25 protein-coding genes and 1 pseudogene are annotated in these 25,514 nt (G+C 55.8%); 10 read left to right on the forward strand and 16 right to left on the reverse strand.

Going from position 1 to position 25,514, the window contains the following annotated elements; genetic code table 11:
• The first annotated feature begins 49 nt into the window (after positions 1-49).
• On the forward strand, positions 50-2,914 hold the full coding sequence (locus DC3_RS05270; RefSeq protein ID WP_186815832.1) for a caspase family protein: 2,865 nt from the start codon (positions 50-52) through the stop codon (positions 2,912-2,914).
• 68 nt (positions 2,915-2,982) lie between these two features.
• Here the strand turns inward: DC3_RS05270 and DC3_RS05275 are convergent, their stop codons facing one another.
• From DC3_RS05275 to DC3_RS05305, 7 genes are all read right to left on the reverse strand, one after another.
• Positions 2,983-3,645, reverse strand: a complete 663-nt coding sequence (locus tag DC3_RS05275) for an ABC transporter ATP-binding protein (protein WP_146882892.1) — start codon at positions 3,643-3,645, stop codon at positions 2,983-2,985.
• Positions 3,642-4,457 (reverse strand): ABC transporter permease, encoded by an 816-nt coding sequence (locus tag DC3_RS05280; protein WP_246130557.1) that lies wholly within the window; start codon positions 4,455-4,457, stop codon positions 3,642-3,644. The genes DC3_RS05275 and DC3_RS05280 overlap by 4 nt, the downstream gene beginning before the upstream one ends.
• A gap of 1 nt (position 4,458) precedes the next feature.
• Positions 4,459-5,406: an ABC transporter substrate-binding protein gene (locus tag DC3_RS05285; protein WP_146882893.1), complete on the reverse strand. Its 948-nt coding sequence runs from the start codon at positions 5,404-5,406 to the stop codon at positions 4,459-4,461.
• Between the two features lie 8 nt (positions 5,407-5,414).
• Positions 5,415-6,383, reverse strand: coding sequence for an ABC transporter substrate-binding protein (locus tag DC3_RS05290; protein ID WP_146882894.1), 969 nt, complete (start codon positions 6,381-6,383; stop codon positions 5,415-5,417).
• Positions 6,384-6,448: 65 nt separating this feature from the next.
• Entirely contained in the window at positions 6,449-6,862 is a 414-nt protein-coding gene (locus tag DC3_RS05295) for a DUF4395 domain-containing protein (protein ID WP_146882895.1), read from the reverse strand.
• A gap of 219 nt (positions 6,863-7,081) precedes the next feature.
• A complete protein-coding gene (locus DC3_RS05300) occupies positions 7,082-7,549 on the reverse strand; it encodes an Rrf2 family transcriptional regulator (protein WP_146882896.1) in 468 nt (155 codons plus the stop codon).
• A 374-nt stretch (positions 7,550-7,923) separates the two neighbouring features.
• Positions 7,924-8,286: a roadblock/LC7 domain-containing protein gene (locus tag DC3_RS05305; protein ID WP_146882897.1), complete on the reverse strand. Its 363-nt coding sequence runs from the start codon at positions 8,284-8,286 to the stop codon at positions 7,924-7,926.
• Positions 8,287-8,419: 133 nt separating this feature from the next.
• Between DC3_RS05305 and DC3_RS05310 the strand changes: the two genes are divergently transcribed.
• Positions 8,420-10,630 carry an ATP-dependent helicase gene (locus tag DC3_RS05310; RefSeq protein ID WP_146882898.1) on the forward strand — a complete coding sequence of 737 codons (2,211 nt, stop codon included), beginning with the start codon at positions 8,420-8,422 and terminating at the stop codon, positions 10,628-10,630.
• A gap of 374 nt (positions 10,631-11,004) precedes the next feature.
• Here DC3_RS05310 and DC3_RS05315 read toward each other — a convergent pair whose 3' ends face one another.
• Positions 11,005-11,796, reverse strand: coding sequence for a DUF4037 domain-containing protein (locus DC3_RS05315; RefSeq protein ID WP_186815833.1), 792 nt, complete (start codon positions 11,794-11,796; stop codon positions 11,005-11,007).
• Positions 11,797-11,960: 164 nt separating this feature from the next.
• Here DC3_RS05315 and DC3_RS05320 point away from each other — a divergent pair, with 164 nt between their 5' ends.
• The 4 genes from DC3_RS05320 to DC3_RS05335 all read left to right on the forward strand — a co-directional run bounded on the left by DC3_RS05320 (position 11,961) and on the right by DC3_RS05335 (position 16,777).
• The gene (locus tag DC3_RS05320; protein WP_146882900.1) at positions 11,961-12,437 is read left to right on the forward strand and encodes a DUF192 domain-containing protein; all 477 of its coding nucleotides are present in this window, start codon (positions 11,961-11,963) and stop codon (positions 12,435-12,437) included.
• A 236-nt stretch (positions 12,438-12,673) separates the two neighbouring features.
• On the forward strand, positions 12,674-14,569 hold the full coding sequence (gene speA, locus DC3_RS05325) for a biosynthetic arginine decarboxylase (protein ID WP_146882901.1): 1,896 nt from the start codon (positions 12,674-12,676) through the stop codon (positions 14,567-14,569).
• A 160-nt stretch (positions 14,570-14,729) separates the two neighbouring features.
• Positions 14,730-15,557 (forward strand): Clp protease/crotonase-like domain-containing protein, encoded by an 828-nt coding sequence (locus DC3_RS05330; protein WP_146882902.1) that lies wholly within the window; start codon positions 14,730-14,732, stop codon positions 15,555-15,557.
• 2 nt (positions 15,558-15,559) lie between these two features.
• Entirely contained in the window at positions 15,560-16,777 is a 1,218-nt protein-coding gene (locus DC3_RS05335) for a class I SAM-dependent RNA methyltransferase (protein WP_186815834.1), read from the forward strand.
• Between the two features lie 3 nt (positions 16,778-16,780).
• Here DC3_RS05335 and DC3_RS05340 read toward each other — a convergent pair whose 3' ends face one another.
• Positions 16,781-17,395, reverse strand: a complete 615-nt coding sequence (locus DC3_RS05340; RefSeq protein ID WP_186815835.1) for a winged helix-turn-helix domain-containing protein — start codon at positions 17,393-17,395, stop codon at positions 16,781-16,783.
• Between the two features lie 112 nt (positions 17,396-17,507).
• On the opposite strand from DC3_RS05340, the gene DC3_RS05345 reads away from it, so the two are divergent.
• Positions 17,508-18,638 (forward strand): MFS transporter, encoded by a 1,131-nt coding sequence (locus DC3_RS05345; RefSeq protein WP_186815836.1) that lies wholly within the window; start codon positions 17,508-17,510, stop codon positions 18,636-18,638.
• 66 nt (positions 18,639-18,704) lie between these two features.
• On the opposite strand, the gene acpS is transcribed toward DC3_RS05345, so the two are convergent.
• Entirely contained in the window at positions 18,705-19,097 is a 393-nt protein-coding gene (acpS, locus tag DC3_RS05350) for a holo-ACP synthase (RefSeq protein WP_146882906.1), read from the reverse strand.
• Positions 19,098-19,195: 98 nt separating this feature from the next.
• Between acpS and DC3_RS05355 the strand changes: the two genes are divergently transcribed.
• Complete coding sequence (locus DC3_RS05355) at positions 19,196-20,287, forward strand: YjgN family protein (protein ID WP_146882907.1); 1,092 nt, start codon at positions 19,196-19,198, stop codon at positions 20,285-20,287.
• Positions 20,288-20,290: 3 nt separating this feature from the next.
• Positions 20,291-21,310, forward strand: a complete 1,020-nt coding sequence (locus DC3_RS05360; RefSeq protein ID WP_146882908.1) for a M48 family metallopeptidase — start codon at positions 20,291-20,293, stop codon at positions 21,308-21,310.
• On the opposite strand, the gene glpX is transcribed toward DC3_RS05360, so the two are convergent.
• The 3 genes from glpX to hisF all read right to left on the reverse strand — a co-directional run bounded on the left by glpX (position 21,307) and on the right by hisF (position 23,930).
• Entirely contained in the window at positions 21,307-22,278 is a 972-nt protein-coding gene (gene glpX / locus DC3_RS05365) for a class II fructose-bisphosphatase (protein WP_146882909.1), read from the reverse strand. The two genes, DC3_RS05360 and glpX, sit on opposite strands and share 4 nt — an antisense overlap.
• 231 nt (positions 22,279-22,509) lie before the next feature.
• Positions 22,510-23,160 (reverse strand): bifunctional phosphoribosyl-AMP cyclohydrolase/phosphoribosyl-ATP diphosphatase HisIE, encoded by a 651-nt coding sequence (gene hisIE / locus DC3_RS05370; protein ID WP_146882910.1) that lies wholly within the window; start codon positions 23,158-23,160, stop codon positions 22,510-22,512.
• Entirely contained in the window at positions 23,157-23,930 is a 774-nt protein-coding gene (gene hisF / locus DC3_RS05375; RefSeq protein ID WP_186815837.1) for an imidazole glycerol phosphate synthase subunit HisF, read from the reverse strand. The genes hisIE and hisF overlap by 4 nt, the downstream gene beginning before the upstream one ends.
• Positions 23,931-24,169: 239 nt before the next feature.
• On the opposite strand from hisF, the gene rpmE reads away from it, so the two are divergent.
• The gene (rpmE, locus tag DC3_RS05380) at positions 24,170-24,388 is read left to right on the forward strand and encodes a 50S ribosomal protein L31 (protein WP_034344837.1); all 219 of its coding nucleotides are present in this window, start codon (positions 24,170-24,172) and stop codon (positions 24,386-24,388) included.
• A gap of 87 nt (positions 24,389-24,475) precedes the next feature.
• Here rpmE and DC3_RS05385 read toward each other — a convergent pair whose 3' ends face one another.
• The 3 genes and pseudogenes from DC3_RS05385 to DC3_RS05390 all read right to left on the reverse strand — a co-directional run.
• A complete protein-coding gene (locus DC3_RS05385; protein ID WP_146882912.1) occupies positions 24,476-24,718 on the reverse strand; it encodes a hypothetical protein in 243 nt (80 codons plus the stop codon).
• Positions 24,719-24,842: 124 nt separating this feature from the next.
• Positions 24,843-25,016, reverse strand: coding sequence for a hypothetical protein (locus DC3_RS28965; RefSeq protein WP_186815838.1), 174 nt, complete (start codon positions 25,014-25,016; stop codon positions 24,843-24,845).
• A gap of 311 nt (positions 25,017-25,327) precedes the next feature.
• Positions 25,328-25,514, reverse strand: a pseudogene (locus DC3_RS05390) (carbohydrate ABC transporter permease); the annotation flags it as partial.

Genomic DNA, 25,514 nt, shown 5'->3' on the forward strand with positions numbered 1-25,514 from the left:
TGCACCGGACAGCTTTCCAGACCTGCCCCCACACCAAGGAGTGCGCCTCATGCGTAAATTGTTGTTGAGCATCACCCTGAGCCTTGCCGGATGGGCGTTCGCTGGCACCCAGCAGTGCGACGATGCCTTTGCAAAACCCGACTATGTGACTGCCTACAAGGAGTGCCTGCCGCTGGCCCGCCAGGGAGATGGCATTGCCCAGGCCATCATCGGGTACCTCTATGATTTTGGTCAGGGAGGGGTGCCACAGGATTACACCCAGGCGGCCACCTGGTACCAGCTTGCAGTCCAGCAGAATGTGCCTCTCGCCCTCAACAACATGGGAGAACTGTACCAGTACGGACTTGGTGTGGCCCAGAGCGACCAGAAGGCCTTTGAGCTGTATCTGAAATCCAGTGCCCAGGGGAACCGCAAAGGGCAGTATCTTGCAGGTTATTTTTATGAGCAGGGGCGAGCCACCCCCCAGAATTACACCAGGGCCCTGGAACTGTACCGCAAGTCTGCAGACCAGGGGTACGCCCAGGCCCAGAACGCCATGGGATACATGTATGAATTCGGGTATGGGGTCAAGTCCGATTACACCCAGGCCCTTTCCTGGTACCGCAAGGCGGCAGATCAGGAATACGAGGTGGGGCAGTACAACGTCGGTTATGTGTACCGCTACCTGATGGACCCCCCGAACGATCAGGAAGCCTTCAAATGGTTCCAGAAATCTGCCCTGCTGGGACATGCCGACGCCCAGAATGAACTGGCCTACATGTACCAGTACGGTTACGGCACCAGACAGGATTTTCAGCAGGCCATTCGCTGGTATGGGCTGGCCATTGAGCAGGAAAACAGTGCGGCTTACAACAACCTGGGGATCATGTACCGTGACGGTCAGGGTGTGAAGCAGGATTACCAGGAAGCCATGCGACTGTTCCAGAAATCTGCAGACCTGAACAGCAGTTATGGGGCCTACAATCTTGCTTATCTGTACTACAACGGTCTCGGAGTGAAACAGGATTACCAGAAGGCCCTGCAGTTCTTCACCCAGTCGGCAAACCGCAATTATGCAGACGCACAGAACTATCTGGGCATCATGTACCAGTACGGTTACGGCGTGAAGCAGGACCCCCAGCAGGCCCTCAACTGGTACCAGAAAGCGGCAGAACAGAACAACAAATATGCCCTTTACAATCTGGCCTACATGTACAGTGCCGGTCTCGGGACCCGTCAGGACCAGAGCAAGGCAGCGCAGCTTTACGAAAGGGCATCTGCTGCAGGCTACCCTGATGCAGATGCAGAACTTGGCTACCTGTACCTGAACGGCCAGGGTGTCACCAAGGATGAGAAAAAGGCAGCACAACTCTTCCAGAAAGCTGCAGACGCCGGGGTGGTCATTGGACAGAACAACCTCGGGTACATGTACGAACTGGGCCTTGGCGGACTGCCCCGGGATTATGCAAAGGCGGTGTTCTGGTACCAGAAGGCCGCAGACCAGAATTACACCCTGGGCCTCTCCAACCTCGGCCTGATGTACGAGAACGGGTCTGGGGTTCCTGAAGACCCCAAAAAAGCTTTCGAGCTGTACATGAAGGCCGCTCAGCAGGATGACTCCTGGGCACAAAACCGTGTGGGCATCATGTACTACAAAGGGAAAGGGGTCGCCAAGGACGCCAAAAAAGCAGAGGAGTGGCTGCGCAAAGCCATTGCGCAGGGCAACACCGACGCCCAGAGCACCCTGGACCTGCTGCTCGGTGATCTGAATGCTCCAACGCCCAGCAACACCAACACAAACAACACCAGCAACTCAACCACCACGGTGACGACCAACACGCCGGTCAACACCAACCAGATCAAGATTGACATCCTGGACCCCAAACCGGGTGCAACCGTCTCCGAGAACTGGATCTTCCTGAAGGTGCGCACCAGCAAACCCATGGGCAACATGCAGTTCAGGATTCTGGTGAACGGCAAGGAAATCGGCACGGCCTCAAGGGCCATTGGGATTGCAGCCTCCAGTGAGTACGAACTGCCCATCCCGGTGGACACCACCTCCAGCAACCTGAACATCGAGGTCTCTGCATATGACGGTCAGACCCTGATGGGCCAGAGCAAACTTTCTTTGACCAACAGCAAGGGCAACAAGAACCAGTTCACCCCTCAGGGGAACCTCTACATCCTGGCGGTGGGCATCGACGAGTACAAGTACGTTTCCAAAGACCGTTTCCTCAAATACTCGGTGAAGGATGCCACCGACATTGTTGCTGAAATGAAAAAGCAGCAGGGCATTGTGTACAACAACGTTTACGATTTCTCGCTGCACAACAACCAGGCCACCTGGGAAAACATTCAGGCCGCCATGATCCGGGTGCAGAAACTGGCCAAACCCGAAGACACCGTGATTGCCTTCTTCTCCGGGCACGGCGAGCAGATGGATGGGCGTTACTACGTGATCACTTATGACACCGATCCCCAGTACCTGCGCCGCACAGGCCTGATGCAAGACGAACTGACCGAGTTCTATGCCGGGCTGCAGTCCAACACCATCGTGATTCTGGACACCTGCCGTGCCGGAGGCATCAACGGTGTGCGAGCCATCTCCAATCCCAAGGTGGACGGCCTGGTGCGTGCTCTGGAAACCACCAGCAATGCTGTGCCCACCCCACCCAACGTCAAGAAAGTGATTTTTGCAGCCACCGGAGGCGAATCCTACGCCTACGAAGATCCCGCGTGGGGCAATGGGGCCTTCACCAAAGCCTTCCTGGAAGCCCTGAGGGGTGAGAAGAGCGTGCAGAACAATGCAGGTCTCATCAGCATCCTGAGGCTGGGCGCTTACCTGGGAGACCGGGTACAGGAACTCACCGGAGGCAAACAGGTGCCCAACATCCAGCTCAGCAGCAGCGACTGGGTGATTGCCAACCCGCAGTAAGAACACATTCGGCAAATGCAGAACAACAAAAACTCCCGGTCAATTGCCGGGAGTTTCTTTTGGTGACTTCAGTTTTTTCGGGTGCGCAGGTGGGGGGCTTTGACTTCCAGATCCACCACGTTCTTGATCTTGCCGTCTTCCAGCACCACCACTTTCTGGGCCAGCAACTCGGCCTCGATGTGGTCGTGGGTGACCAGCAAGATGGTCTGGCCCGTTTCCTGCCAGATGGTTTTCAGTTCTTCTCCCAGCGAATTGCGGGTGTGGGGGTCCAGGGCAGAGAAAGGCTCGTCCAGCAGAAGAAGATCAGGCTTCATGATCAGGGCGCGGGCCAGGGCCACACGCTGTTTCTGGCCTCCGGAGAGTTCGTGAATGCGACGCTTCTCATAGCCCTTGAGGCCCACCAGTTCCAGGGCTGCTCTGGCCCTTTCCTCACGGTCAAATCTGCTGGCCCCCTGCATTTCCAGACCAAAAGTCACGTTGTGCAGTGCCGTACGCCAGGGAAACAGTCCGGGGTCCTGCTGCACCATGATGATGCGGGTGCCAGGAGCAAATTCCAGTTTTCCGGCAGTGGGCTTGTAGTTTCCAGAAAGCAGGTTGAGCAGGGTGCTTTTTCCGCTTCCTGAAGGCCCCACCACGCTGAGGAAATCCCCCTTCTGGACGGTGAGGTCCAGAGGTCCCACGGTGCTCTGGGTGTTGTAGGAATACTCCACCTCTTGAAGCTGAACAATCATTGACGCACCTCCAGGCCGTAACGGGTGCGGGTGCTGTTCTCAAAGCGCCTGAGCACCTGATCGAAAATCCCACCAACCACACCGACCATCAGGATGGTGGTGATCACCAGGGCCATGTTGCTGATGTTTCTGCCCGTCTCCAGCACCTGCCCAAGGCCAGGGTTGGAGGTGAGGAGTTCTGCACCGATCAGGGCACGCCAGCTGAAGCTCCAGGCGGTTCTGAGGCCCGTGATCAGGTTGGGAACAGCAGCTGGAATCAGCACATGGGTGTACAGTTTGAGCCCTTTTGCACCCAGGTTTTTCCCTGCAGTGACCACAGCAGGATTCACATTCAAAAGGGCACTGCTGATGGCCAGGGTGATGGGGAGGGTGCCTTCCAGAATCACCACGAAGAGTACGGCTCTTTCATTCAGACCGAACCACAGGATGGCCAGAGGCACAAACGCAATGGAGGGAATGCTTTGAATGGCTGTGAACCACGTTCCAACGGTGTCCCTGAGGGTGCGGTTCGCGCTGAGAATCACACCCAGAACCACACCCAGGCCCACAGCAATGGCATAGCCCAGCAGCACCCGTCGCAGGCTGCCTGTCACGGCATGGATCAGTTGACCATCGTTGGGGTTTTCACTGGGAACGAAGCCGTAACGCAACTCCTCCCACACCAGTTGAGGGGTGGGCATCACATAGGGAGGCCAGAGCTTCAGCACACTGGTGAGCAGGTACCACAGGCCAAGCAGGAAGAGAACGCCAAGAATTTGCCACACCCACAGGGGTGTGGTCCTTTTTGCTTTGGGGGCCAGGGTGCGCTGCACGTTACTTCACCTCGTTCAGGTAACTGGGGTTGATCAGGGTGTTCCAGTCAGGCAGGGTACGGATGAACCCGGCTTCCTTGTTGAGGTCTGCGTATTCCTTGAGGGCATCCAGATTGAAACTGGTGGTGATCTCGGTGCGTTTGAGGGCACGCTGCAGCACCCGGGGGTCCACTTTTTCCTTGGTGAGCTTCAGAAGCTCTCTGGAGATGGAGGCCTGGGCAGCAGGACCATTGCTCTTGATGAAATTCACGGCCTTGATGTGCCCACGCAGGAAGGCTTTGACCAGTTCAGGGTTTTCCTGGGCAAATTTGGTGTTCACGATGACCAGGGTGGTGGGGTAATCGCCGTTTCGCCAGACGGTTTTCTCGTTGCCCACAAGGGTACCCCCCCGATTTTCCAGTACAGCCCCCCAGGGTTCTGGGACGAGGGCGGCATCCAGTTGTTTTGCTGCAAAGGCAGCCGCCACATCTGCAGGTGCGAGGGGTTGAATGGTGACTTTGCCTGTCAGCCCTTCCTCTTTGAGGATGTGTCTGAGGCTGATGTCCTGGGTGTTGCCCAGCGTGGGAACGGCCACTTTTTTTCCTGCAAGGTCCTTGTAGCTCTTGATGCCTGTCCCCTTGCGGGCGACCAGCACTGCACCTGCATTTGACGCCCCGGCGATGATCTGAACAGGCAAGCCCCGCACAGCACCGTTGATGGCAGGACCAGGGCCAATGAAACCGATGTCGATTTCCCCTGCTGCGAAAGCCTCATTGAGGGCGGTGCCAGCCACGAATTCTTTTGCGCTCAGTTTGACGTTGCCGAGTTCCTTCTGAAAATAACCTTTTTCAAGCCCGACCAGTGCGGCAGCGTGGGTCACGTTGGGAAAGTAACCCAATCTGACGGTGGTGGCTTTCTGGGCAGATGCTGCGCCAATCAGCAGCAGGGTTGTGAATAGCAGTTTTTTCATGTCGAACCTCACTTGGCGAGTTTCTGAACCAGACTGAGATTGAGGAATTGGGAGAAATCTGGGGTGGCACGGGCAAATCCGGCATCTCTGTTCAGCTCGGCGTATTCTTCCAGGGTGTCTAAAGGAATCTGCCAGCCGATTCTGGTGCGGGAGAGGGCCTTGAAGAGGACCTTCTGGTCAGGGCGTTGCTTGGTGATGTCGTAAATCTCGTTGGAGAGGGCTTTCTGGGCCAGCACATTGGATTTTTTGATGTAGTTGATGCCATCCAGATGGCCCTTGAGGATCGCTTCTGTGATCTTGGGGTTCTCTTTCATGAAGGTGGTGTTGCCCACCAGCACGGTGGTGGTGTAGTTGCCACCTTTCCAGATCTGGCGCTCACTCAGGACCAGTCTGGCACCCTGCTGTTCCAGCACTGCACCCCAGGGCTCCTGCACGAGCGCGGCATCCACCTGTTTGGAGGCAAATGCAGCAGGCATGTCAGCGGGGTTGATGGGGACGATGGTGACATCGCCGCCCTGATCGGTGGGTTTGAGGCCTGCTTCTCTCAGGATATAACGCAGACTGATGTCCTGCGTAGAGCCACGTGTGGGCACCGCAACTTTCTTGCCTTTGAGGCCCTTCACACCGGTGATTTTCACATCACCTCTGGAGACCAGAACGGCTCCAGCCTGGGCTGCACCGCTGATCACCTGAATGGGCACACCGCGCATGAAGGCGTTCATGGCAGGGCCAGGTCCAACGTAGGCAAAGTCAATGGCTCCGGCAGCGAAAGCTTCATTGATCTGCGAGCCGTTGGCAAACTCTTTGACTTCCAGTTTGATGCCTGCCCCCAGTTCCTTCTGGAACAGTTTCTGGTTCACTGCCACCAGACCTGCAGCGTGGGTCACGTTGGGGAAGATGCCGATGCGGACGGTGGTGGCCTTCTGTGCAGATGCAGCGCCGAGGATGAGCAGGGTGGTCAGGAGAATCTTTTTCATGGTGTGGGGCTCCTTGTCAAAAGTGATGCTCAACAGGTGTGAGCATCACAGAAGTGGCGAAAAGGTCAGTGTTGTTTGCTCTGGCGGAAGCTGCGCAGTTTCAGGTGGTAGAAGATCTGGCATCCCAGGCAGAAACCGGTGGTCAGGTTGATCAGGGCCAGCAGCACCACAATGCCTGCAAGAACTGCAGCAAGAATCAGGCTCTGGCTGAAGAGGGCCAGGCTGGAAGCCAGCAGGAATGCACCCCCGAGAAGCTGGGCAAACTGGCTGGCTTCAAAGGACTGGGGGATCTCAATCTGAAGACCAGTGAGCTTGCTGTAGAGCCAGCGAAAGGGGGAGTAAGCGGGCTGCACTGCGCCAACCAGAATGGTAAAGGCCAGACAGAACAGCAGTCCGGGCACCTGAAGCACCATTGCGATCAGGGTCAGTGCGATCATGTTGCTTTGCTGAAAGTGTTCCAAACTGGGTCTGTGGTCCATGGGGCAAGCCCTCCTGAAGAATAGTTGAGTAGAATAGTAAACTACTCAATTTACAAGGATTGTAAACAATGCTGCTGTGCGGGTCAAGACCTGTCTGGGACTTGTCTAAAAGCGAGCCAGTGCTCAATTGCAGCAGCAAAGAGAAAACCGAACCCAGCATGAAAAAAATCCCCTGCGCACTGTTGCACAGGAGACCGGAAAACCATCAAAATGTACAGCTCAGACGTTGGGCCTCAGCAGGTGACCCAGACAGTACGAATAATTGTTCCCCTGCTTGAAATCCTGCACCAGATCTGCAACGGTCATCTCGCCCAGCACCTCCAGCACAGCATCCCGAATGCGACGCCAGATCCTGTTGCGGGCAAAACATCTGGGTTCTTCCGGGCAGTCCTCATGCCAGTTCAGGCTGATGCAAGAGAGGGGAGCCACTGGACCATCCACAGCACGCACCACCTCACACAGGCTCACCAGATGGGGCTTGCGGGCCAGCGCATACCCGCCACCGATGCCTTTTTTGGACTTGATGATGTTCTTGCTCGACAGCAGGGCCAGAATGCGCACCAGGTAAGGACGGGCGATGCCGGTGTGTTCGCTGATCTCATCGCTGCTCACCCAGCGGTCCAGCTCCTGCATGCCCAGATAGCCAAGAGCCTGAAATGAGTAGATATCGGTGGTGGAAAGACGCATATGGGATCAGTGTACCAATTTAGGGAACTTGTAGATTGTGCTTCAAGGGTGGGTTGGAAGGCTGCCGAGGGCCGAGAGCCGAGGGCCGAGGGCAAAAGACAGGTTTCTGGCTTTCACTCGTTCGTGAAAATGTCTTGCATTGGGAAATGATCAAAGCTCAGAGGCTCATGGGCAAGAAGCCCTTCCGTATGGGATAAACCTCCTGGTTTTAGAGCAGTTCCCTGGTTGAAACCAAACATCCATCTCGTCTGAACAATCCCAACAACCACCAGAAGGGTTTCTGCTTTTTGCTCTCGGCCCTCGGCAAATACCCAATTCCCATCAAAAAAACCTGCCTTCAAGAGGCAGGTCTGATCGAGACGTCAGAGCACTTTTTACAGCATCTCTGCGATTTTACGGGTTGCATCGCGGGCTTCCAGGTGAATGAGACCCACACTGGACCAACTGGGTGCAACCACAGCCAGCACGCCCTTGGTTCCGGCGGCATAGATCAGGATCTGTGCGCTGGAGCCAGTGACGCTGGTTTCACTAAGGGTTCCTGCGTTCAGTGTCTCACTGATGCGTTTCCCCAGACCTAGGGCCGTTGCCGCCATCGCAGCCACTCGTGTCGGGTCGGTGCCAGCCATCGAGTATGCGATGGGCAGACCGTCTGTAGAGGCCACCATCACCCCTTGAAGCTCGGGGATGGCACTGCGAAGGTGATCGATGATGTGTTGCAGTTGTTCCTGTTTGCTCATGATATCAGTCGCCCTTTGATACAATACCAACTTTCTTGCCCCTAGTATAACCACTGGGTGGGTATCAGGGGTCTACACCAGCAAGATGGATCTGCATCCACGCCATTCGTCTTGCTGTAAACTGAATTGGCACATGGATTTACTGTCACAGCTAAACCCCAACCAGGCCGAGGCTGCTGCCCATTATACCGGACCCGCTCTGGTGATTGCGGGCGCAGGAAGTGGCAAGACCCGCACCCTGGTTTACCGCCTCGCCCACCTGATCATGCACCACCACGTCCCACCCAGAGAAATCCTGGCGGTGACGTTCACCAACAAGGCCGCCGCCGAGATGCGCGAACGGGCCGAAAAGCTGGTTTATGGTGCCAGTGACCTCTGGATGAGCACTTTTCACTCCGCAGGGGTGCGCATTCTGCGTGCCTATGGCGAGAACATCGGCCTCAAGCGCGGCTTCGTGATTCTGGATGACGACGATCAACTTGACCTTCTGAAAGAGATCATGGGCAACATTCCAGGCATGCCCCAGGAATCCAATCCCAGGTACCTGCGGGCCATCATCGACAAGGCCAAATCCAACCTCTGGACCCCCGATGACCTGTACGTCAAAGGAGACGAGTTCATGGCGGGCCTGCGCAAAGACGTTGCCGTCGAGGGATACCGCCGCTATGAATCCCGCATGCGGGGCATGAACGCCATTGATTTCGGGGACCTGCTCTCTGAAACCGTGCGCCTCTTCAGAGAGGTGCCTGAGGTGCTGGAGAAAATCCAGGCCCGTGCCCGGTTCATCATGATCGACGAGTACCAGGACACCAACACCGCCCAGTATGAATTTGCAAGGCAACTGGCAAAAAAGGAAAGAAATCTTCTGGTCGTTGGGGACCCCGACCAGAGTATCTATAAATTTCGTGGAGCAGACATTAAGAATATTCTGGACTTTCAGCAGGATTACCCAGATTCTAAAGTCTACAAACTTGAGGAGAATTACCGGTCCAGTGCCAAGGTCCTCACCATTGCCAACAAGCTGATTGAAAACAATGCCGAGCGTCTGGACAAAACCCTGGTGCCTGTCAAACCAGAAGGGGAGGATGTCTGGTTCTACCGGGCCACCGATCAGAAGTTTGAGTCGGACTTCATCGCCCAGCAGATCACCCTCCTGAGCCACAAGGGATACAAACTCACCGACATGGCTGTGCTGTACCGCACCAATGCCCAGTCCCGCGTGGTGGAAGAATCCCTCAGACGGGCCCAGATTCCAGCCAAGATTGTGGGTGGGGTGGGATTTTATGACCGCCGGGAAATCAAAGACATCCTGGCGTATGCAAGGCTGGCCATCAACCCCTCCGACGATGTGGCCTTCAGGCGCATTGTGGGCCGTCCCAAAAGGGGCATCGGGGACACGGCTGTCCAGAAGTTGCTGGACTGGGGCAGCCTGCACCGCAAATCCCTGCTGGAAGCGGCAAGCATGGCAGACACCATCCTGGAGCGCGGGGCAAGCAAATGTCAGGAATTCGCCCTCCTGATGCAGTCCCTGTCTGAATCCGTGGACCTGTACGAACCCCACCACTTCCTGAGGCTGGTCATTGAATCCACCGGATACCTGGAGATGCTCAAACTCGAAGGCCAGGAAGGTCTGGACCGCCGGGAAAACCTTGAAGAGTTGCTGAACGCCGCCACCGACTGGAGTGAACAGCACGAGGGGGGTTCCATTGCAGACTTTCTCGATGATGCCGCCCTGCTTTCAAGCGTGGATGACGAAAAAGTCAAACGCGAAAATGGTGGCGTTCCTGATGAAAGCGTCACTCTGATGACCCTGCACAACGCCAAGGGGCTGGAATTTCCGGTGGTGTTCATCGTGGGGGTGGAGGAGGGCCTTCTGCCGAGCCGCAACAGCCTGATGGAACCCGGAGGTCTGGAAGAGGAAAGGCGTCTGTTTTATGTGGGGATCACCCGTGCCATGGACCGCCTGTACCTGACTGCTGCTGAGAACCGCATGCAATACGGCAAAACCAACGCCTGCGAGGACAGTCGCTTTCTGGAAGAAATTGAAGGTGGCTTTGTGCCTGTTGACCTTTACGGCCAGCCTGCCACCGCCAAGAAACGCGGCAACTGGTCCAGCTTTCACCCCAGTGCTCCCAGCGTCCCCAAATCCACTGCACCGAGCCCCACAGCAGTTTCGGAATCGGACGGTTTCAAAGGGGGAGAACGGGTCAAGCACCCCAAATTCGGCACAGGCATCGTGCTGGCCGTTGCAGGCTTTGGCGACAAGCAGCAGGTCACGGTGAACTTCCCGGGGGTGGGGAACAAGACCCTGCTCACCAAGTTTGCGAATTTGACCCGGGCCTGAACAGGTTCTGACTTGCAGGGGATCTTGAGGGGTCCCCTGCTTTTCTGGGTGTGGACTTCGATGGCTGAGGCTCAGATCCCCCTGCTTCTCGCATTCGTTCGAAGCTGTTCCCCTTCTTGCCTCTACTACGTGCTTGCGGGGCGGCCTTCTTGACCTTGACTCACGCGCTCACGGGGCGGCCCGTTTCGCGCTGGGTCGCCGCGTCGCACTTAGGCGCTTAACGAAGGGGGATGGGGGTTTGTCTCAGATGGAAGCCATCCCAGACGCACACCAAGTCCCCCTTAACAAGGGGGACAGTCTCAAGCGAAGCGCGAGGCAGGGGGATCTGACATGGCAGTGCTCTTGAACAACCAACTGCCCTGAGCTGAGAGGATCTAACCCTCCACCATCCCCTCAATCTCATCTGTCATCCGTTCCAGATGAAAGGGCACCTGCTCCAGGGGCGCATTCAGCAGGGTGATTGCACGGATGTCTTCTTCAAAGTGCGCTGGAACCTGCTGGCACCGTTCTTTGACGATGCGCACCAGTTTCTTCTCTCCTGGGTGGGGCAGGTGGTTGATGGCAAAGAGGACGTCAAAATAGGATGCCAGAAAGGCAGCGATGCGGTGGTTGATGCTGACCACGTCGTCGCGCTGAATGGCTTTTTTGACCTGATCAAGGTAATTGGGCATTTGTGCCCTCAGCAGAGGCAGGTTTTTCTGGATGATGTTGTTTTTGAGTGCTTCAGGATAGGGGACACTGTATTTCTCCTGCAACGCTCTTGCCCTGCCTGTGCGGTCAAACAGGATGCGGGAACGGATGAAGTTGTCCCAGAAGCAGGTGGTGAAACCAATCCAGGGTTCGCAGCGCACCACGGTGCGTTCCATTTCATGTTCAAGCCAGTCCCAGGAGCGGTAGATCAGTTCAATGGGAGCGCTTCCAATGTGGCCATCGTCCTCAAGTTCCCAGAAGGTGTTGCTCACTTCCATCTTTGCGCCATGCTTTTCGAACACTGCACGTCTGGAAGCCTCTGGTACAGGCTGACTGGAATACACATAAACGTCATAATCTGAATGCTGATCGGTGGTGGCTGCCGTCTGGGAACCTGCAAGCAGCAAGGCTTCCACTTCGGGAATGGCGGCCAGATCATTGAAAAAAAGCTGGAGGGTGTTGGGCAGATGTTGCATTTTTTCTCCTTCTCCTCTGTTATATCGGTTCTGCTGTGCGGACTGATGCAGGTGCATAGGTTTCTGGCCTGAGGAAAGACCCAACACTTGCTCAAGTCGCTTCCCTGATCGGAGGCGGGCTTTTCATCTTTTTTCACCTGAAGATTCGGTAGCATAAAAGCAGCATGAAAACATTCCTCCTCGCCGCTGCACTGCTCCTGGGAGCAGCTTCCGCCCAGATCAAACTTCCTGCTGGTGTGTCACCCATCGAATTTGCCAGTGCAGAAGTGACGTTCACGGGCAAAGTCACCAAAACCCTTTCGCTGGAGGCAGCCATCACCCCGGAACAATCCGAGCGAGGCCTGATGTACCGCACCAGCATGCCAAAAGACGCGGGAATGCTCTTTCTGCTGGGTGTACAGGACCGCCGGGTGGCGTTCTGGATGAAAAACACCCTGATTCCTCTGGACATTGCCTACTTCAACTCACAGGGGACCATCGTGGACATCCTGCAAATGAAACCCTGCAAAGCCACAGAAGCCAACTGCCCCACATACCCCTCCAGCAAACCTGTCGTTGGAGCCATCGAAATGAACCTTGGCTGGTTCAAAAAGAACAGCATCAAGGCTGGAGACAAAGTCACCTTCAAGATGAAGTACTGAAGGTCCGTCTGCCGTCACTGCATCAGGTTGAGGCTTGTGATGGAATGCATATGGAGGCAAGAGACCAGCAACCTGCTGGTTTTTTGCTGAAAGTTGAGGGCTGACACCAGAGGGCTTAACCCTTCCTAAATCCCGTCTGAATCGATTGTCAGCATCATGACATCATGGTTGTCAAAAGGTGATAAACTCAACTCTGCAATCAGGATCAACCCTGTAGCCAAGGAGGAAACCTAGCGTTGAAAAACACCCGATTCAAGCCCCAGGACGCCGCTGAACTTTATGGGGTTCCCTACTGGTCCAGCGGTTATTTTCGTGTCAATGACGAGGGCAAGCTCGAAGTGGACCTGCCCGGTGGACTTTCCATCGTTCTGGAGGAAGTCATTGAAGAACTCGTGGCACGAGGCAAGAGCATGCCGATCATCTTGCGGTTTCCGCAGGTGCTGGCTGAACGTGTAAAGAGTCTTTCCGAGGCTTTCAGAAAAGCCATCAAGGAATACGATTACCAGGGGAAGTATCAGGGTGTTTTCCCGATCAAGGTGAACCAGAGACGCGTGGTTGTGGAAACCATCGCCAAGGCAGGTTACTCCTATCACACCGGTCTGGAAGCAGGCTCCAAAGCAGAGCTTGCGCTGTGCCTCGCACAGAACATTCACCCGGAAGCGTTGCTTTGCTGCAACGGCTTCAAAGACGACGGTTTTGTCAGCCTGGCCCTGTGGGGACGCAAGCTTGGCAAGAACGTGGTGATCACCCTCGAAAAAATGAGCGAACTGGACCGGGTGCTGCGCCTTTCCAAGGAACTCAATGTGAAACCCGCCGTGGGTGTGCGTTTCAAACTGAACGCCAAAGGCAGTGGGCAATGGGAAGAGTCCGGTGGTGACAACGCCAAATTCGGCCTGAACGCTGCTGAACTCCTGCACGTGGTGGAGCGCCTGCGTGAAGAAGACATGCTGGACGCCCTCAGCATGATTCACTGCCACATCGGCTCACAGATCACCGACATCCGCCGCATCAAGGTGGCCGTGCGTGAAGCCACCAACGTGTATGCCAACCTGGTGAAAGCTGGCGTTCCAGTCAAGTACCTGAACGTCGGGGGCGGTCTGGGTGTCGATTACGACGGTTCCAAAACCACCTTCTACGCCAGCATGAACTACACCATGGCCGAGTACGCCGCAGACGTGGTTTACACCATTCAGGAAGTCTGCCAGCGCATGGAAGTGCAGGAACCCATCATCGTCTCCGAGTCTGGACGTGCCCTGACGGCACACCACTCTGTGCTGGTGATTCCAGTGCTGGATGTGACGGGCCCCACCGTGGACCAGCCTTTCATTCCAGACCGCAAGGAAGACCAGCACCAGATCGTCACCGACCTTGAGCAGCTTTCTGAGAACATCACCGTGCGCAATGCCCGCGAAGTGTACAACGATGCGGTTGCGGACAAAGAGACCATGAACAACCTGTTCAACCTCGGGTACCTGAGCCTGCACGACCGGGCCCGTGGTGAGGCCCTGTTCAACGGCATCATCCGCAAGATTGCCAAGGCTGTGCAGGACATGAAGTACGTTCCCGATGAGCTGGAAGACCTGCCCCGGGTGCTCGCAGACAAGTATGTCTGCAACTTCTCCCTGTTCCAGTCCCTGCCAGACAACTGGGCCATCGACACCCTGTTCCCGATCATTCCCATCCACCGTCTGGATGAAAGGCCCACCCGGGAAGCCACCCTGGTGGACATCACCTGCGACAGTGACGGCAAGATCGACAAGTTCATTGACCTGCGCGACGTGAAACGCACCCTGCCCCTGCACGTCCCAGATGGCAAACCCTATTACCTGGGGATTTTCCTCGCTGGGGCCTACCAGGATGTGCTGGGCAGCGGCCACAACCTGTTCGGCAAGGTCAATGAAGCCCACGTGGTCGCTGACAAGGAAGAAGGTTACCGCATTGAACTCTTCGTGCGGGGCCAGAAGGCACGCCGCATGATCGAGAACATGGGGTATGAAGAAGACGACCTGCGCGACTCCATCGAAGCGCAGATCGAAACGGCCCGCAAAAAAGGCCACTTCACCCAGTCCGAAGCCAAGGAACTCGGGACCACTTACACCGAGGAACTGCTCGGTTACACGTACCTCGAGTAACTCACAGGATGTGAAGCTGCCCTTTCGGGGGCAGTTTTTTGTTTGAGCCGGCAGAAGGCAGAAGGCAAAAAAGCTGTTGCTTAAACAACACTGGAGCTTTTGTTGACTGCTGAACGCTGATTGCTGATCGCTTCATCAAAATCCGGTAGAATCAGGCCACATGGACTTTTCGCGCATTCTGGAATTCTTCTCGGGCCGGAGATTCTGGATCATCTTCGTGAGCATCATCGCCCTGATCGCCATTTTTTCTGCGTTCGATCTGAAAGCGGCCAGCTGTCAGCTGATTTACCGCAGCATCGATGCCAGCCTCAGAAGTTCCTACTGCACTCCGGTGTACCGCCTGACCCCCCAGTGGCAGAAGGTGGACGACCAGACCCTGAAATTTGAGGGGGAGATCCAGCCAGACAACCTCTCTGAATTCAAGCGTTTCTTCACCCCGGCCATCAAGAAGGTGGTGGTGAACTCCATCAAAGGGGATTATCAGGCGGCGTTCCAGATCGGGAAACTGCTGAAAGCGCAAAACGTCACCGTTCAGGTGGATGGGTTCTGCATGTCGGCGTGTGCAAATTACTGGTTTCTGGCTGGACAGCGTAAAATTCTGGATGGGGGAGTGGTCGGTTTTCAGGGCAATTACAACGCTGTGATTGCAGACATGACCGATGCCCAGATCCGCGAGAACCTGGAAAAGGAATTCAAGTCCACCACAGGCACCCGTGGAACCCCCGAACAGCTCGAAACCGCCTATAAACGGTTCATGCAGATGGTCAAAGAGGAAGCGGCGTTCTTCAAAAGCCAGGGCATCAGCCAGAAACTGTTTGAATACAGCCAGAAGAAAGACAAGGGCGCAGGAGATGGCAAGACCTACATCTTCCTGATTCCCAGCCGCAAGCAGCTTGAGCAGTACGGCGTGAAAGGCATCGAGGGAGAGCAGAGCGAATCCGGACGGAAGATCCTGGCTGCCACCGGTCCCTCTTTCTACAAGGAGTGAAGTTGATCGTCAAAGTGGAGAAAATCATTGCGGGTGGGCTTGGCCTTGCCCGTCACGAGAGCGGCGTGGTTCTGGTGGAGGGGGGCCTGCCTGGTGAGGTGCTGGATGTGCAGGTTGTGCAGGAGAAACCTGTGCGCACGGCCCACATTGTGAGCATTCAGGAAGAGTCTCCAGACCGCACAGACCGTCTGGATGCACCCCCAACCCTCAACCTGGCCCATGCCACCTATGAGGCCCAGTTGAAATACAAACAGGGCATTGTGCAAGATGCCCTGACCCGGATTGGCAAGCTGCCGTTTGAGGTGTCATCCACCCAGGCCAGCCCAAGCCAGTGGCATTACCGCACGGTGGCCCAGTATGGCATTGACTCCGGGCGCTTTTTCTACCGTGAGCGGGGAAGCCATGAGAAGCGCACCCTCAGGGCAGACCCGATTGCCCATGACCGCATTGACGTCCTTTTGCGCGCGGTGGACCCGGGGAAACTGGGAGGGGCTTATGAGGTGGTGTTCCGCACCAGCATCCTGACCGGAGAAACCCTTGCTGCCCTGATTGGGGAAGGAAATCCGCAGGATTACCAGAAGCCAGCCCTCTACCTTGCTGATCTGGGGATTCATGGCGTGTCACATGCCAGACCCGGGAAATACCGTTTTCAGCATGGAGCGAAACTGGTCTGGGGAGAACCTGTGACCCTGGAGCAGTACGGCAGATTTGCACTTTCCGTGATGGTCAGCAGTTTTGCCCAGGTGAATCCGGAAGCGGCCAGCGAACTCTTCCTGAAAGCCGCTGAACTGGCAGGTGCAGGAGAGACCGCTCTGGACCTCTATGGAGGCAGTGGTGCGCTGGGCCTGCACCTTGCAGCAAATTATGGAAAAGTCACTGTTCTGGACATCAATCAGGAAAGCCTGGATCGGGGCAGGAAAGACGCAGAACGCCTGAACATCAAAAACATCCGCTTCCAGCGTGGGGACGCCAGACGCATGAACCTCGCTTACGGCACCATCACCCTGGACCCCCCCAGAGCAGGCCTCACCCCTGAAGTCATTGAGATGCTGGGCCGCAGTCAGGCCGATACGCTGGTTTACGTGTCCTGTGATCCAGCAACCTGGGCCAGGGATGTGAAACAGCTGTCCGGGTGGGGATTTAAACTTCAGGAAGCCATTCCCTGGGATTTTTACCCCCACACTTCCCATGTGGAAGTGCTCAGCCTTCTGCAACGCTGAACCTCAAAAGCCTTCATCCAGAGCAAAAATGCCCAGACTGACCGGTTTCCCTGTGTCGGTCTGGTGGTCTTTGATCACCTGAAGGACCGCAGCTTTCAGGGCTTCAACTTTCTCAGGGTCGACCAGGAAATCCTGAGCGTGGATCAGAAAACGGTCCATCTGTTTCTGGTCCTGGGGAGACATTTTGGGATCGAGGTAGGCGGGGCCTGGGCCATGTCGGGCAAACAGAAAATGAACGGGCTGTCCGATTTTTTCTGCGATGGGCTGAAAGACCTGCTTCAGCCACTGTTCAGAGGACTGCTCGAAAAACTCTGCCAGATTGCTGGATGGGGTGAGTTCGAATGGCAGCACCCAGCTCTGGGCGGTGGTTCCGTACACCCGGATGGGTCTGCCTGTGCGTTTCAGGGTCTCTTTGATGGCAACAAAACCGTGCTCCAGCAGCAATTTGAGCCGGTAGTGGACACGGTGCATGGGGAGGTGGGTGAGGTCGACCAGTTGCTGAGCACTGGCATCACGGGTGAGGAGCACATCCAGAATCTTTTGGTTGATGGGGTCCATCAACAGTCTCGCTTGCGCTTCACTGCTGAGCTGGACACTATTAGAATCTGCCTCTGTCATTGCAAGTAGCCTATCATGCACCCTTGGGCCAGAGGAGGGATCAGACGTGCAAAATGCACTGAATCGAAGAACCTTTTGGAACAGGGATTTCCTGCTTTTCTGGCTGGGAAGCATGCAATCGGAACTCGCCACGGCAGTGGCAGGGGTGGCGTTTTCTTTTCTGGTGCTGGAACAGACGGGCAAAGCCAGCAGCATGGGCATCACCCTGGCCCTGAGCCTGCTGCCCAGCATTTTCGCTCCCCTGATGGGGGCATGGATTGACCGGCTTCCCCTCAAACCCCCGCTGATTCTGGGCAACCTGCTTCGTGCGGGCCTGATGGGTGTGGTCGCCTACATGGCCTTCACTGACCAGTTCTCTCTGGGAGTGGTCTACCTGATTTCCCTGATCAACGGCCTGGTGGACATGTTTTACACGCCAGCCTCCCAGAGTGTTTTTCCAACACTGGTGCCCCCAGAGGAACTGCAGAGGGCTTCGGGATACATGGGGATGGCCAGTCAGGGCATGCAACTTGTGGGCCTGGTTGGAGGTGGTTTTCTGGTTGGTGTGCTGGGATCGGGATTCGCCATTGCCTGGAACGCAGTGGCCCTGCTGGTGATGAGCCTGCTGCTGCTCTTTGTGGCCTTGCCTGTCCGTGCACCCAGGACAGAGAAAACCCACCTTCTGCAAGACACCAGGGCAGCCCTGCAACTGGTGAAGCAGAGTGCTCCTCTGCGTTTCCTGATGCTGCTGACTTTTGTGGCAGCAGGGGTATTTGCTCCCCTTGAACTGATGGTGCCCAAAATCATGCTGGCTGCAGGACAGGGCTCCAGGGGATACGGTCTGTTTTTCGGGACCATGATGGGAGCCATGCTGCTGGGAAGTGCACTGGTGGCAACGGGCGTCCTGAAGGCCAGTCCCAGAGCGATGATGTTCTGGGGACTGCTTGGGATGGTGCTGGCTTTTGTGTTGCTCTCTTTCTCCAGTGTGCTGCCCATGGTCTACGCTTCAGCAGGCGTGCTCGGTCTGGGGATTGCTGTGGCCCAGACCGCGGCCACGGTTCTGGAAGCCCAGAGCATCCCTGAAGATTTTCGTGGACGGGTGTTCAGTCTTTATGCAGCAGTTGCAGCACTCAGCATGCCTGTGGTGCTTTTGCTGGTCAGTGCTGTGATTGACCATGTGCCTGTCAGTGTGGTGGCTCTGGCCTGTGCAGCAGGCATGCTGCTGCTGGCCGTCATGCAGAAGAGCTGGCTTGGACTCCGCTGAGGGTGGGATTGAGGTCCTCTGACACCAGCCCATTGTGGGCTGGTTTTCTTGCAGCATGGAAAAGGATCAGGACCTGATGTCTTCCAGAACCACCACGGCCTGGGCATGCTCTTTGGTGTGCGTGAGGGACAGGTGGGCCACCCAGCGATGCTCCTGCATGATGCTTTGAAGGGCAGGACTGAATTTCAGGTAGGGCCTTGAGAAGGGAAAAGGGCCTTGTGGGGTTTCATCGCGGACCACCCACACGTCCTGCCAGCTGTGGCCCTCTGCCCAGGTCTTCTGAAAGGCCTCCTTGGCAGCAAAACGGGCTGCCAGGGAAGGGACGGGGTCTGCCATCTTCAGGCAGTACGTGAGTTCCTCTGGAGTGAAAATTTTGTGCAGGAAATGGTCGCCCTCACGTTCCAGCACTTTGCGAATGCGGTGGATTTCGATCAGGTCGGTTCCGATGGCAACAATCATGGCCTGACTATACTGCAAGCTGAAGTTCGGGCAGCTGTGAGGAATTTTTTACACTGACTCCATACCGTTTTGTTACCATTGAATGAGGGGAGCATGAAATGAATGAATTGACACTCGAAAAAAATCCTCAGCCCCAGCCTGCCAGCAAACTTCACAGGTTTGAGTTCACCGGAAATGCCAACGAATATTTCCGCATCTGGATTGTGAACCTGTTCCTGAGCATCATCACGCTTGGGATTTATGCTGCCTGGGCGAAGGTGCGGGCCAGACAGTACCTGTATTCCAACACCCACCTGGATGGGCATGCTTTTGAGTACCTTGGGAACCCCACCTCCATTCTGAAAGGAAACATTCTGGTGGGCGTCGGTGTGGCCGTTTATTTCCTGGCCCAGCAGTATGAATACTGGTGGCTTTATGCCCTGCTGACGGTGTTTGCCATGATCTACCCTTACCTGATCTACAAGTCCCTGCGGTTCATGGCCAGCAACTCTGCGTACCGCAATGTGCGCTTCAAATTCTGGGGCAGCTCAACAGATGCCTACAAGTATTACCTGTTCTGGATGCTGCTGGTGCCTGTCACCTTTGGCTTTATTTTTCCCCTGATTCAGTTTTACCAGCGCAAATACCTGCTGGACAATGTGTCCTGGGGAGAAGCGCAGGGACGTTTCACTGGCAATTCCTCCCGTTTTTACACGGTGTATCTGACAGCTTATGGCATTGGTTTCGCACTGTATGTGGTGGCCATGCTGTTGATCTTTGTGTCGACTTTCGGCGTGATGCTGGGAGGGGGAGGAGAAGCTTCAGGTCTGGCTGGAGTTTCGGTGCTGCTGGGCCTCGTCTATGTGGTTGCCATTGTTGCCGGAGTTGCCCTGCAGCAGTACATTTATGCCCAGATCATGAACTACAGCCTGGAGCACACCACCCTGAACGATGGTCAGATCCGCTTCCGGGGAAAACTCAACCACTGGACGCTGATCAAGATCCAGCTGGTGAATGTGCTGGTGATTGCAGTGACCCTGGGCCTGATGAGCCCCTGGGCCAAAATCCGTTACCTGAAATACGTCCTGAGCCGCGTCGGGGTGATTGCGGCTCCTGATGCACTGGAAAACATTTCTGCTGCACAGTCCAGTGAGGACAATGCTCTGGGCGACGCAGCAGTGGACTTTCTGGATCTGGAAATCGGGCTGTAAAAGATGCTGGTCGAATTCACATCCACTTACTACGATGGGCGTTCTGCGAAAGCCCACACCATGCAGGCCAGATGGAATGGGGTCGACTTGCAGGTGACAGGGGAGGGATTGGACCTGCTGTTTTCTGAGCAGGAATGGGAACTTCAGCCTCCACTGGGTCGCACCCGCAGGGTGTTCAGGCTCAAAAGTGGGGCCAGGCTGGAAACGGATGACCTGCAGGCCATAGAGACGGTGGAGCAGGCCCTTGGACTCAATTCAGGGATGCGCTGGGTCCATGCCATTGAGCACAACTGGAAATGGGTGCTGCTGGGGTTTGTGGTGCTTGGTGGTTTTCTGTTCAGCTTTTTCCGTTTTGGTCTTCCTGTGGTGGCCCAGAAAGCTGCAGAAGTCACCCCTGTCTCGGTGCTGGTTGCCATGAGTGACAATGCCTTGAAGCTGCTGGAGCGCCAGTATTTGCAATCCACCCGCATTCCAGCAGCCAGACAGCAAAAGATTGAATCAGGGTTCCAGAAGATCGTGCAGTCGATTGGAGGGGATTACCCTTACAAACTGCACTTCTACCGCAGTTCCCTGCTGGGTGCCAATGCCTTTGCCCTGCCTTCTGGAGACATTGTGGTGACAGACAACCTGATCAAACTGGCCAAAAATGACCGTGAGATCCTCGGGGTGCTGGCCCACGAGATCGGGCACGTGACAGAGCGGCACGGCCTGAAGAGCATTTACCAGAGCCTGGGGGTGTTTTTCATGATCTCGGTGGCTTTTGGAGATGTGGTGTCTCCCACTTCTCTGGCAGCCTCTGTGCCTGCATTGCTGATCCAGAACGGGTACTCCAGAGCCTTTGAGGCAGAGGCCGATCAGGTGGCTGGGAAATACATGCTTGCTCAGGGATGGGGAACCGAGCCCCTGCAAACCATGCTGCAGAAGCTCGTTGAAGACCATGAGGGTTCAGAGACCACCAGTCTGCTCTCCACCCATCCGGGCGTGCAAGACCGCCTGAAGATGCTCCAGCAGATGAAGCGTTAAACCCGCACCACCACCCGGGCTTTGCTCTCCTGCAGGTGGATAGAGTCAATGAAACGCACCACGCGGGTGGAGTGGCCCATCACAATCGAATGGGTTCTGGCTCCCCCGCCGAAGGGACGCACCCCTTCCAGCAGGTCACCATCGGTGATGCCCGTTGCGCTGAAAACAATGTTGTCACCAGGAGCCAGATCATTGGTTCTGTAGATCTTCTCGGAGGAGACGCCCATCTGTTTGAGTCTGGCCCGCTGCTCATCGTCCTCTGCAATGAAGCGACCCTGGAACTCTGCCCCCAGGCACTTCATGGCTGCAGCGGTGACCACGCCCTCCGGTGCTCCCCCCCAGCCCATCAGGGCGTGTACGCCAGTGCCACGGATGGCTGCGGCCAGACCTGCAATCACATCTCCAGCATTGATCAGCTTGACGCGTGCTCCGGCCTGACGGATCTGCTGGATCAGGGGGATGTGGCGCTCGCGGTCCAGCACCACGATCAGCAGGTCTTCCACACTGCGCTGCAGGCTCATGGCCAGGGCTTTGAGGTTGGCTTCCACGGGCCAGTCCAGGTTCACATGACCCACTGCAGGTGGTGGCACCACCAGTTTGTCCATGTAGATGTCCGGGGCATGGAGCAGGCCCCCTTTTTCGCTCATGGCGATCACGGCAATGACATTGGGAAGCCCTTTTGCTGCTGCGCTGGTGCCTTCCACCGGGTCCACAGCAATGTCCACCTTATGGGAGTGTTTGGTTTTCTGCCCGAGGTTTTCTCCGATGTAGAGCATCGGGGCCTCATCCATTTCCCCTTCACCGATCACCACGGTTCCATCAATGTCGAGTTCGTTGAGCACCTTGCGCATGGCATCGGTGCCTGCAGCATCCACAGCATTCTTGTCCCCCTTGCCAATGAGTCTGCTGGCGGCAAGGGCGGCCTGTTCGGTCACACGCACAGTATCCAAAACGAGAGCACGTTCCATAGAAGGCGTTTTAACATTTGGAAGGGGTTCAATTGGTTTACGGTGTAGGTGTGTACTACACTGTTTTACCCCTGATTTGGTTTACCTGCATGAAGCCGCTAAAGGTATACAACCCCGTTTTTGGTTGCTGAACCATGAAAAATGGCCCAGGGGACAAACCTGGACCCGGTACAGATGGTTTTACCTGTCTGGATGGGTGTTTCTTTGTTCAGAGCCAACACAAATGGGGGTTTATCCCACCGGTTTCGGTCCACGTAAACCACTTTTGCCCATGCGACTGGACAGCACACCAGCGATGTCCTCGGGCTTCACACCCAGTTCTGCCATCACAAAGAGGGTGTGGAACAGCAGATCGGCGGTTTCTGTGGCAAGCTCTTTTGGGTCGCTGTTCTTGGCGGCCAGCAAAACCTCTCCGGCCTCTTCAGGTATTTTCTTGAGGATGCGGTCCAGGCCCGCTTTGTGCATGGTGGTCACGTAAGACCCCTCAGGCTGATGCTCGATGCGGTCCAGAATGGTTTTGTACACCTCACTGACCACAAAGCCAAGCTGGGTGTGCCCTGCTTCTTCCATGAGGGGATTGTGGAAACAGGACTGCTTGCCCGTGTGGCACGCTGGACCCTGCTGCTCCACCAGATACAGTACAGCGTCGCTGTCACAGTCGTAACGGACACCCAGAACCTTCTGCGTGTTGCCACTGGTTTTGCCCTTGATCCACAGTTCCTGACGGCTGCGGGAATAATAGGTGCCTTCCAGGGTGCTCAGGGTGTGTTCCAGGGCTTCCTGGTTGGCCCAGGCGAGCATCAGGACTTCACCACTGCGGGCATCCTGCGTCACCACCGGGACCAGACCGTCCTCGTTGTACTTCAGTTCACTCAGATTCATTCCACAAACCCTCTCACCTGAATGCCGCGACCCGTCAGGTAATCCTTCACCTGACGCACCGTGAGCATCCCGAAGTGAAACACACTGGCGGCAAGGGCAGCATCGGCCTTCCCTGCGGTCAGAACATCATAAAAATCTTCCAGCTTGCCCGCACCACCCGAGGCCACCACGGGCACATCCACATTCTCTTTCACGGTGCGGGTGGCCAGCAGATCAAACCCGGACTGGGTACCGTCTGCATCCATCACGTTCAGCACAATTTCGCCTGCACCCAGTTCCTGACCCTTGTGGACCCACTCGATCAGGTCGATGCCGGTGTCCACACGGCCCCCATTCAGGTGCACATTCCAGCCCGAACCATCCGGTCTGCGTTTGGCATCAATCGAGAGCACCACACACTGGGCTCCAAAGTGGTCGCTGGCAGCCCGGATCAGGTCCGGGTTGCGGATGGCACTGGAATTCACAGAAATCTTGTCTGCCCCCGAGAGCAGCAGGTTCCTGAAATCCTCCACGCTGTTCACGCCACCTCCGATGGTGAGGGGCATCATCACGCTTTCTGCCACGTCTTTCGCCACTTCCAGCATCAGTTTACGGCCTTCATGGCTGGCGGTGATGTCATAGAAGACCAGTTCGTCGGCCTGTTCGTGTTCGTACTTCTGGGCGAGCAGCAAAGGGTTTCCGGCATCTCGGTGGTTTTCAAAGAACTTGACGTTCTTGACCACCCGACCATTTTGAACATCCAGACACGGGATGATGCGCTTCGTAATCACAGCTGTCATTGTACGGGACAGGGGAGGGGAGTAAAGAATTTTGCGTATGCATCTGTTTGCTGGGGGCCAAGAGTCGTACAGCGTCGCTTCGCGCTGGGTCGCCGCTTCGCACGGGGGCTTGGCTGCGGGTTGCGCCTCCCGAAAATTGTCCTCCTGTGATATAATCGCAAAGTTGACTGCGCCATAAGCCGATAAACGTCATGCGTTAACAGGCAGAACGCAGTGCTGGAGGAGTCCCAATGAAGAAGAACATTCACCCCAAAGTCGTTCCCTGCAAGATCATCTACCAGGGTCAAGTTGTGATGGAAACCTACTCCACCAAGCCCGAAATTCACGTGGACGTGTGGAGTGGTGTGCACCCCTTCTGGACTGGCGAAGACCGCTTCGTCGATACCGAAGGTCGTGTGGACAAGTTCACCAAGCGCTTTGGTGACAGCTACCGCAACAAGAAGAAGTAAACCCCTGAATTCACCTTCAGGCTTTACTGCTGAGAAAATCCCCGGGAAACCGGGGATTTTGCTTTTGGTTTTTGATGGGGGGTGGTTTCATCCAGCTCTGGGCAGGTGCCTGGAGACCTTCAGGCGTGCTTTAAGTTCTGCAATGCGGGGTTGAAATTCGATCAGGCCCAGACGCAGAGATTCTTTTTCTGCAGCCTGAAGGCGCAACTGGGCACGTTCCAGAAAAGCTGCTTTGCTGTGGAGGTCTGGGTGCATTTCGGCAAAAGCGAGTGCCTGTTCTGCACCCTGCAGGTCGCTGTTGATCAGGGGGGAAAGGTTCATCAGAGGCATGGGGGCTCCTTTCAAGAGAACGTGTGCCTTGAAGGTGGACGCTGTGGCGTCTTTCGTTTTCCACTTTAATCCCACAACCTGAGACATAAAGTAACAACCAGGGTGGTAACAATTTATGTTTTCTTTACAGATGTGACTTCTGCCTTGCTTCCTGAACACGGTAGAGGTTGACCACTTTGCCAAAGGATTCCACAGTGGCCACAGCTTTCAAACCAATTTTGCTCAGCCCGAGGGCCTGCAATTGTGCTTTTGTGGCCAGTCCTGCTGGGACTTCAGAGAGTTTTGCATAATGTGGCATGACCATGCATTTACTGTAGGTGGCAGTGTGTGACAGCTTTCGCACTGACATGGCCCTGAAAAAAGCTCCTGTTTCAGAACATGCCCTTTACATGTTTCTTCTGGTTGACTGGCTTTTTTTGCCACAGCAGCAAGAAACCCGCCAGGTGGATTTTTTGACTGTAACGATGGTGGGGTTCATGGGCTTGATTCTCAGGCCGCAGCACAGAAAAAGCAGGCAAGAAACTTGTAAGTTTTGCAGGACAACCGCATCAGGAAGTGCCAGACTGCAAACAAAAAAGGGTGCCTGAGCACCCTCTGAGCATGCTGCCTTTAACCTTTGACGGCACCGGAGGTGAGACCGGAGATGATGTTTCTCTGGAAGATCAGCACCAGGATGATCAGGGGCACCGTCACCAGAATGGACGCCGCCATGATGTTCGCCCACGGCAACTCAAACTGACTGGCTCCAGAGTAGTTCGCAATCACCACCGGCACCGTACGGTTGTCCGAAGTGAAC

This window comes from Deinococcus cellulosilyticus NBRC 106333 = KACC 11606 (assembly GCF_007990775.1).
GTDB classification, from domain to species: Bacteria; Deinococcota; Deinococci; order Deinococcales; family Deinococcaceae; genus Deinococcus_C; species Deinococcus_C cellulosilyticus.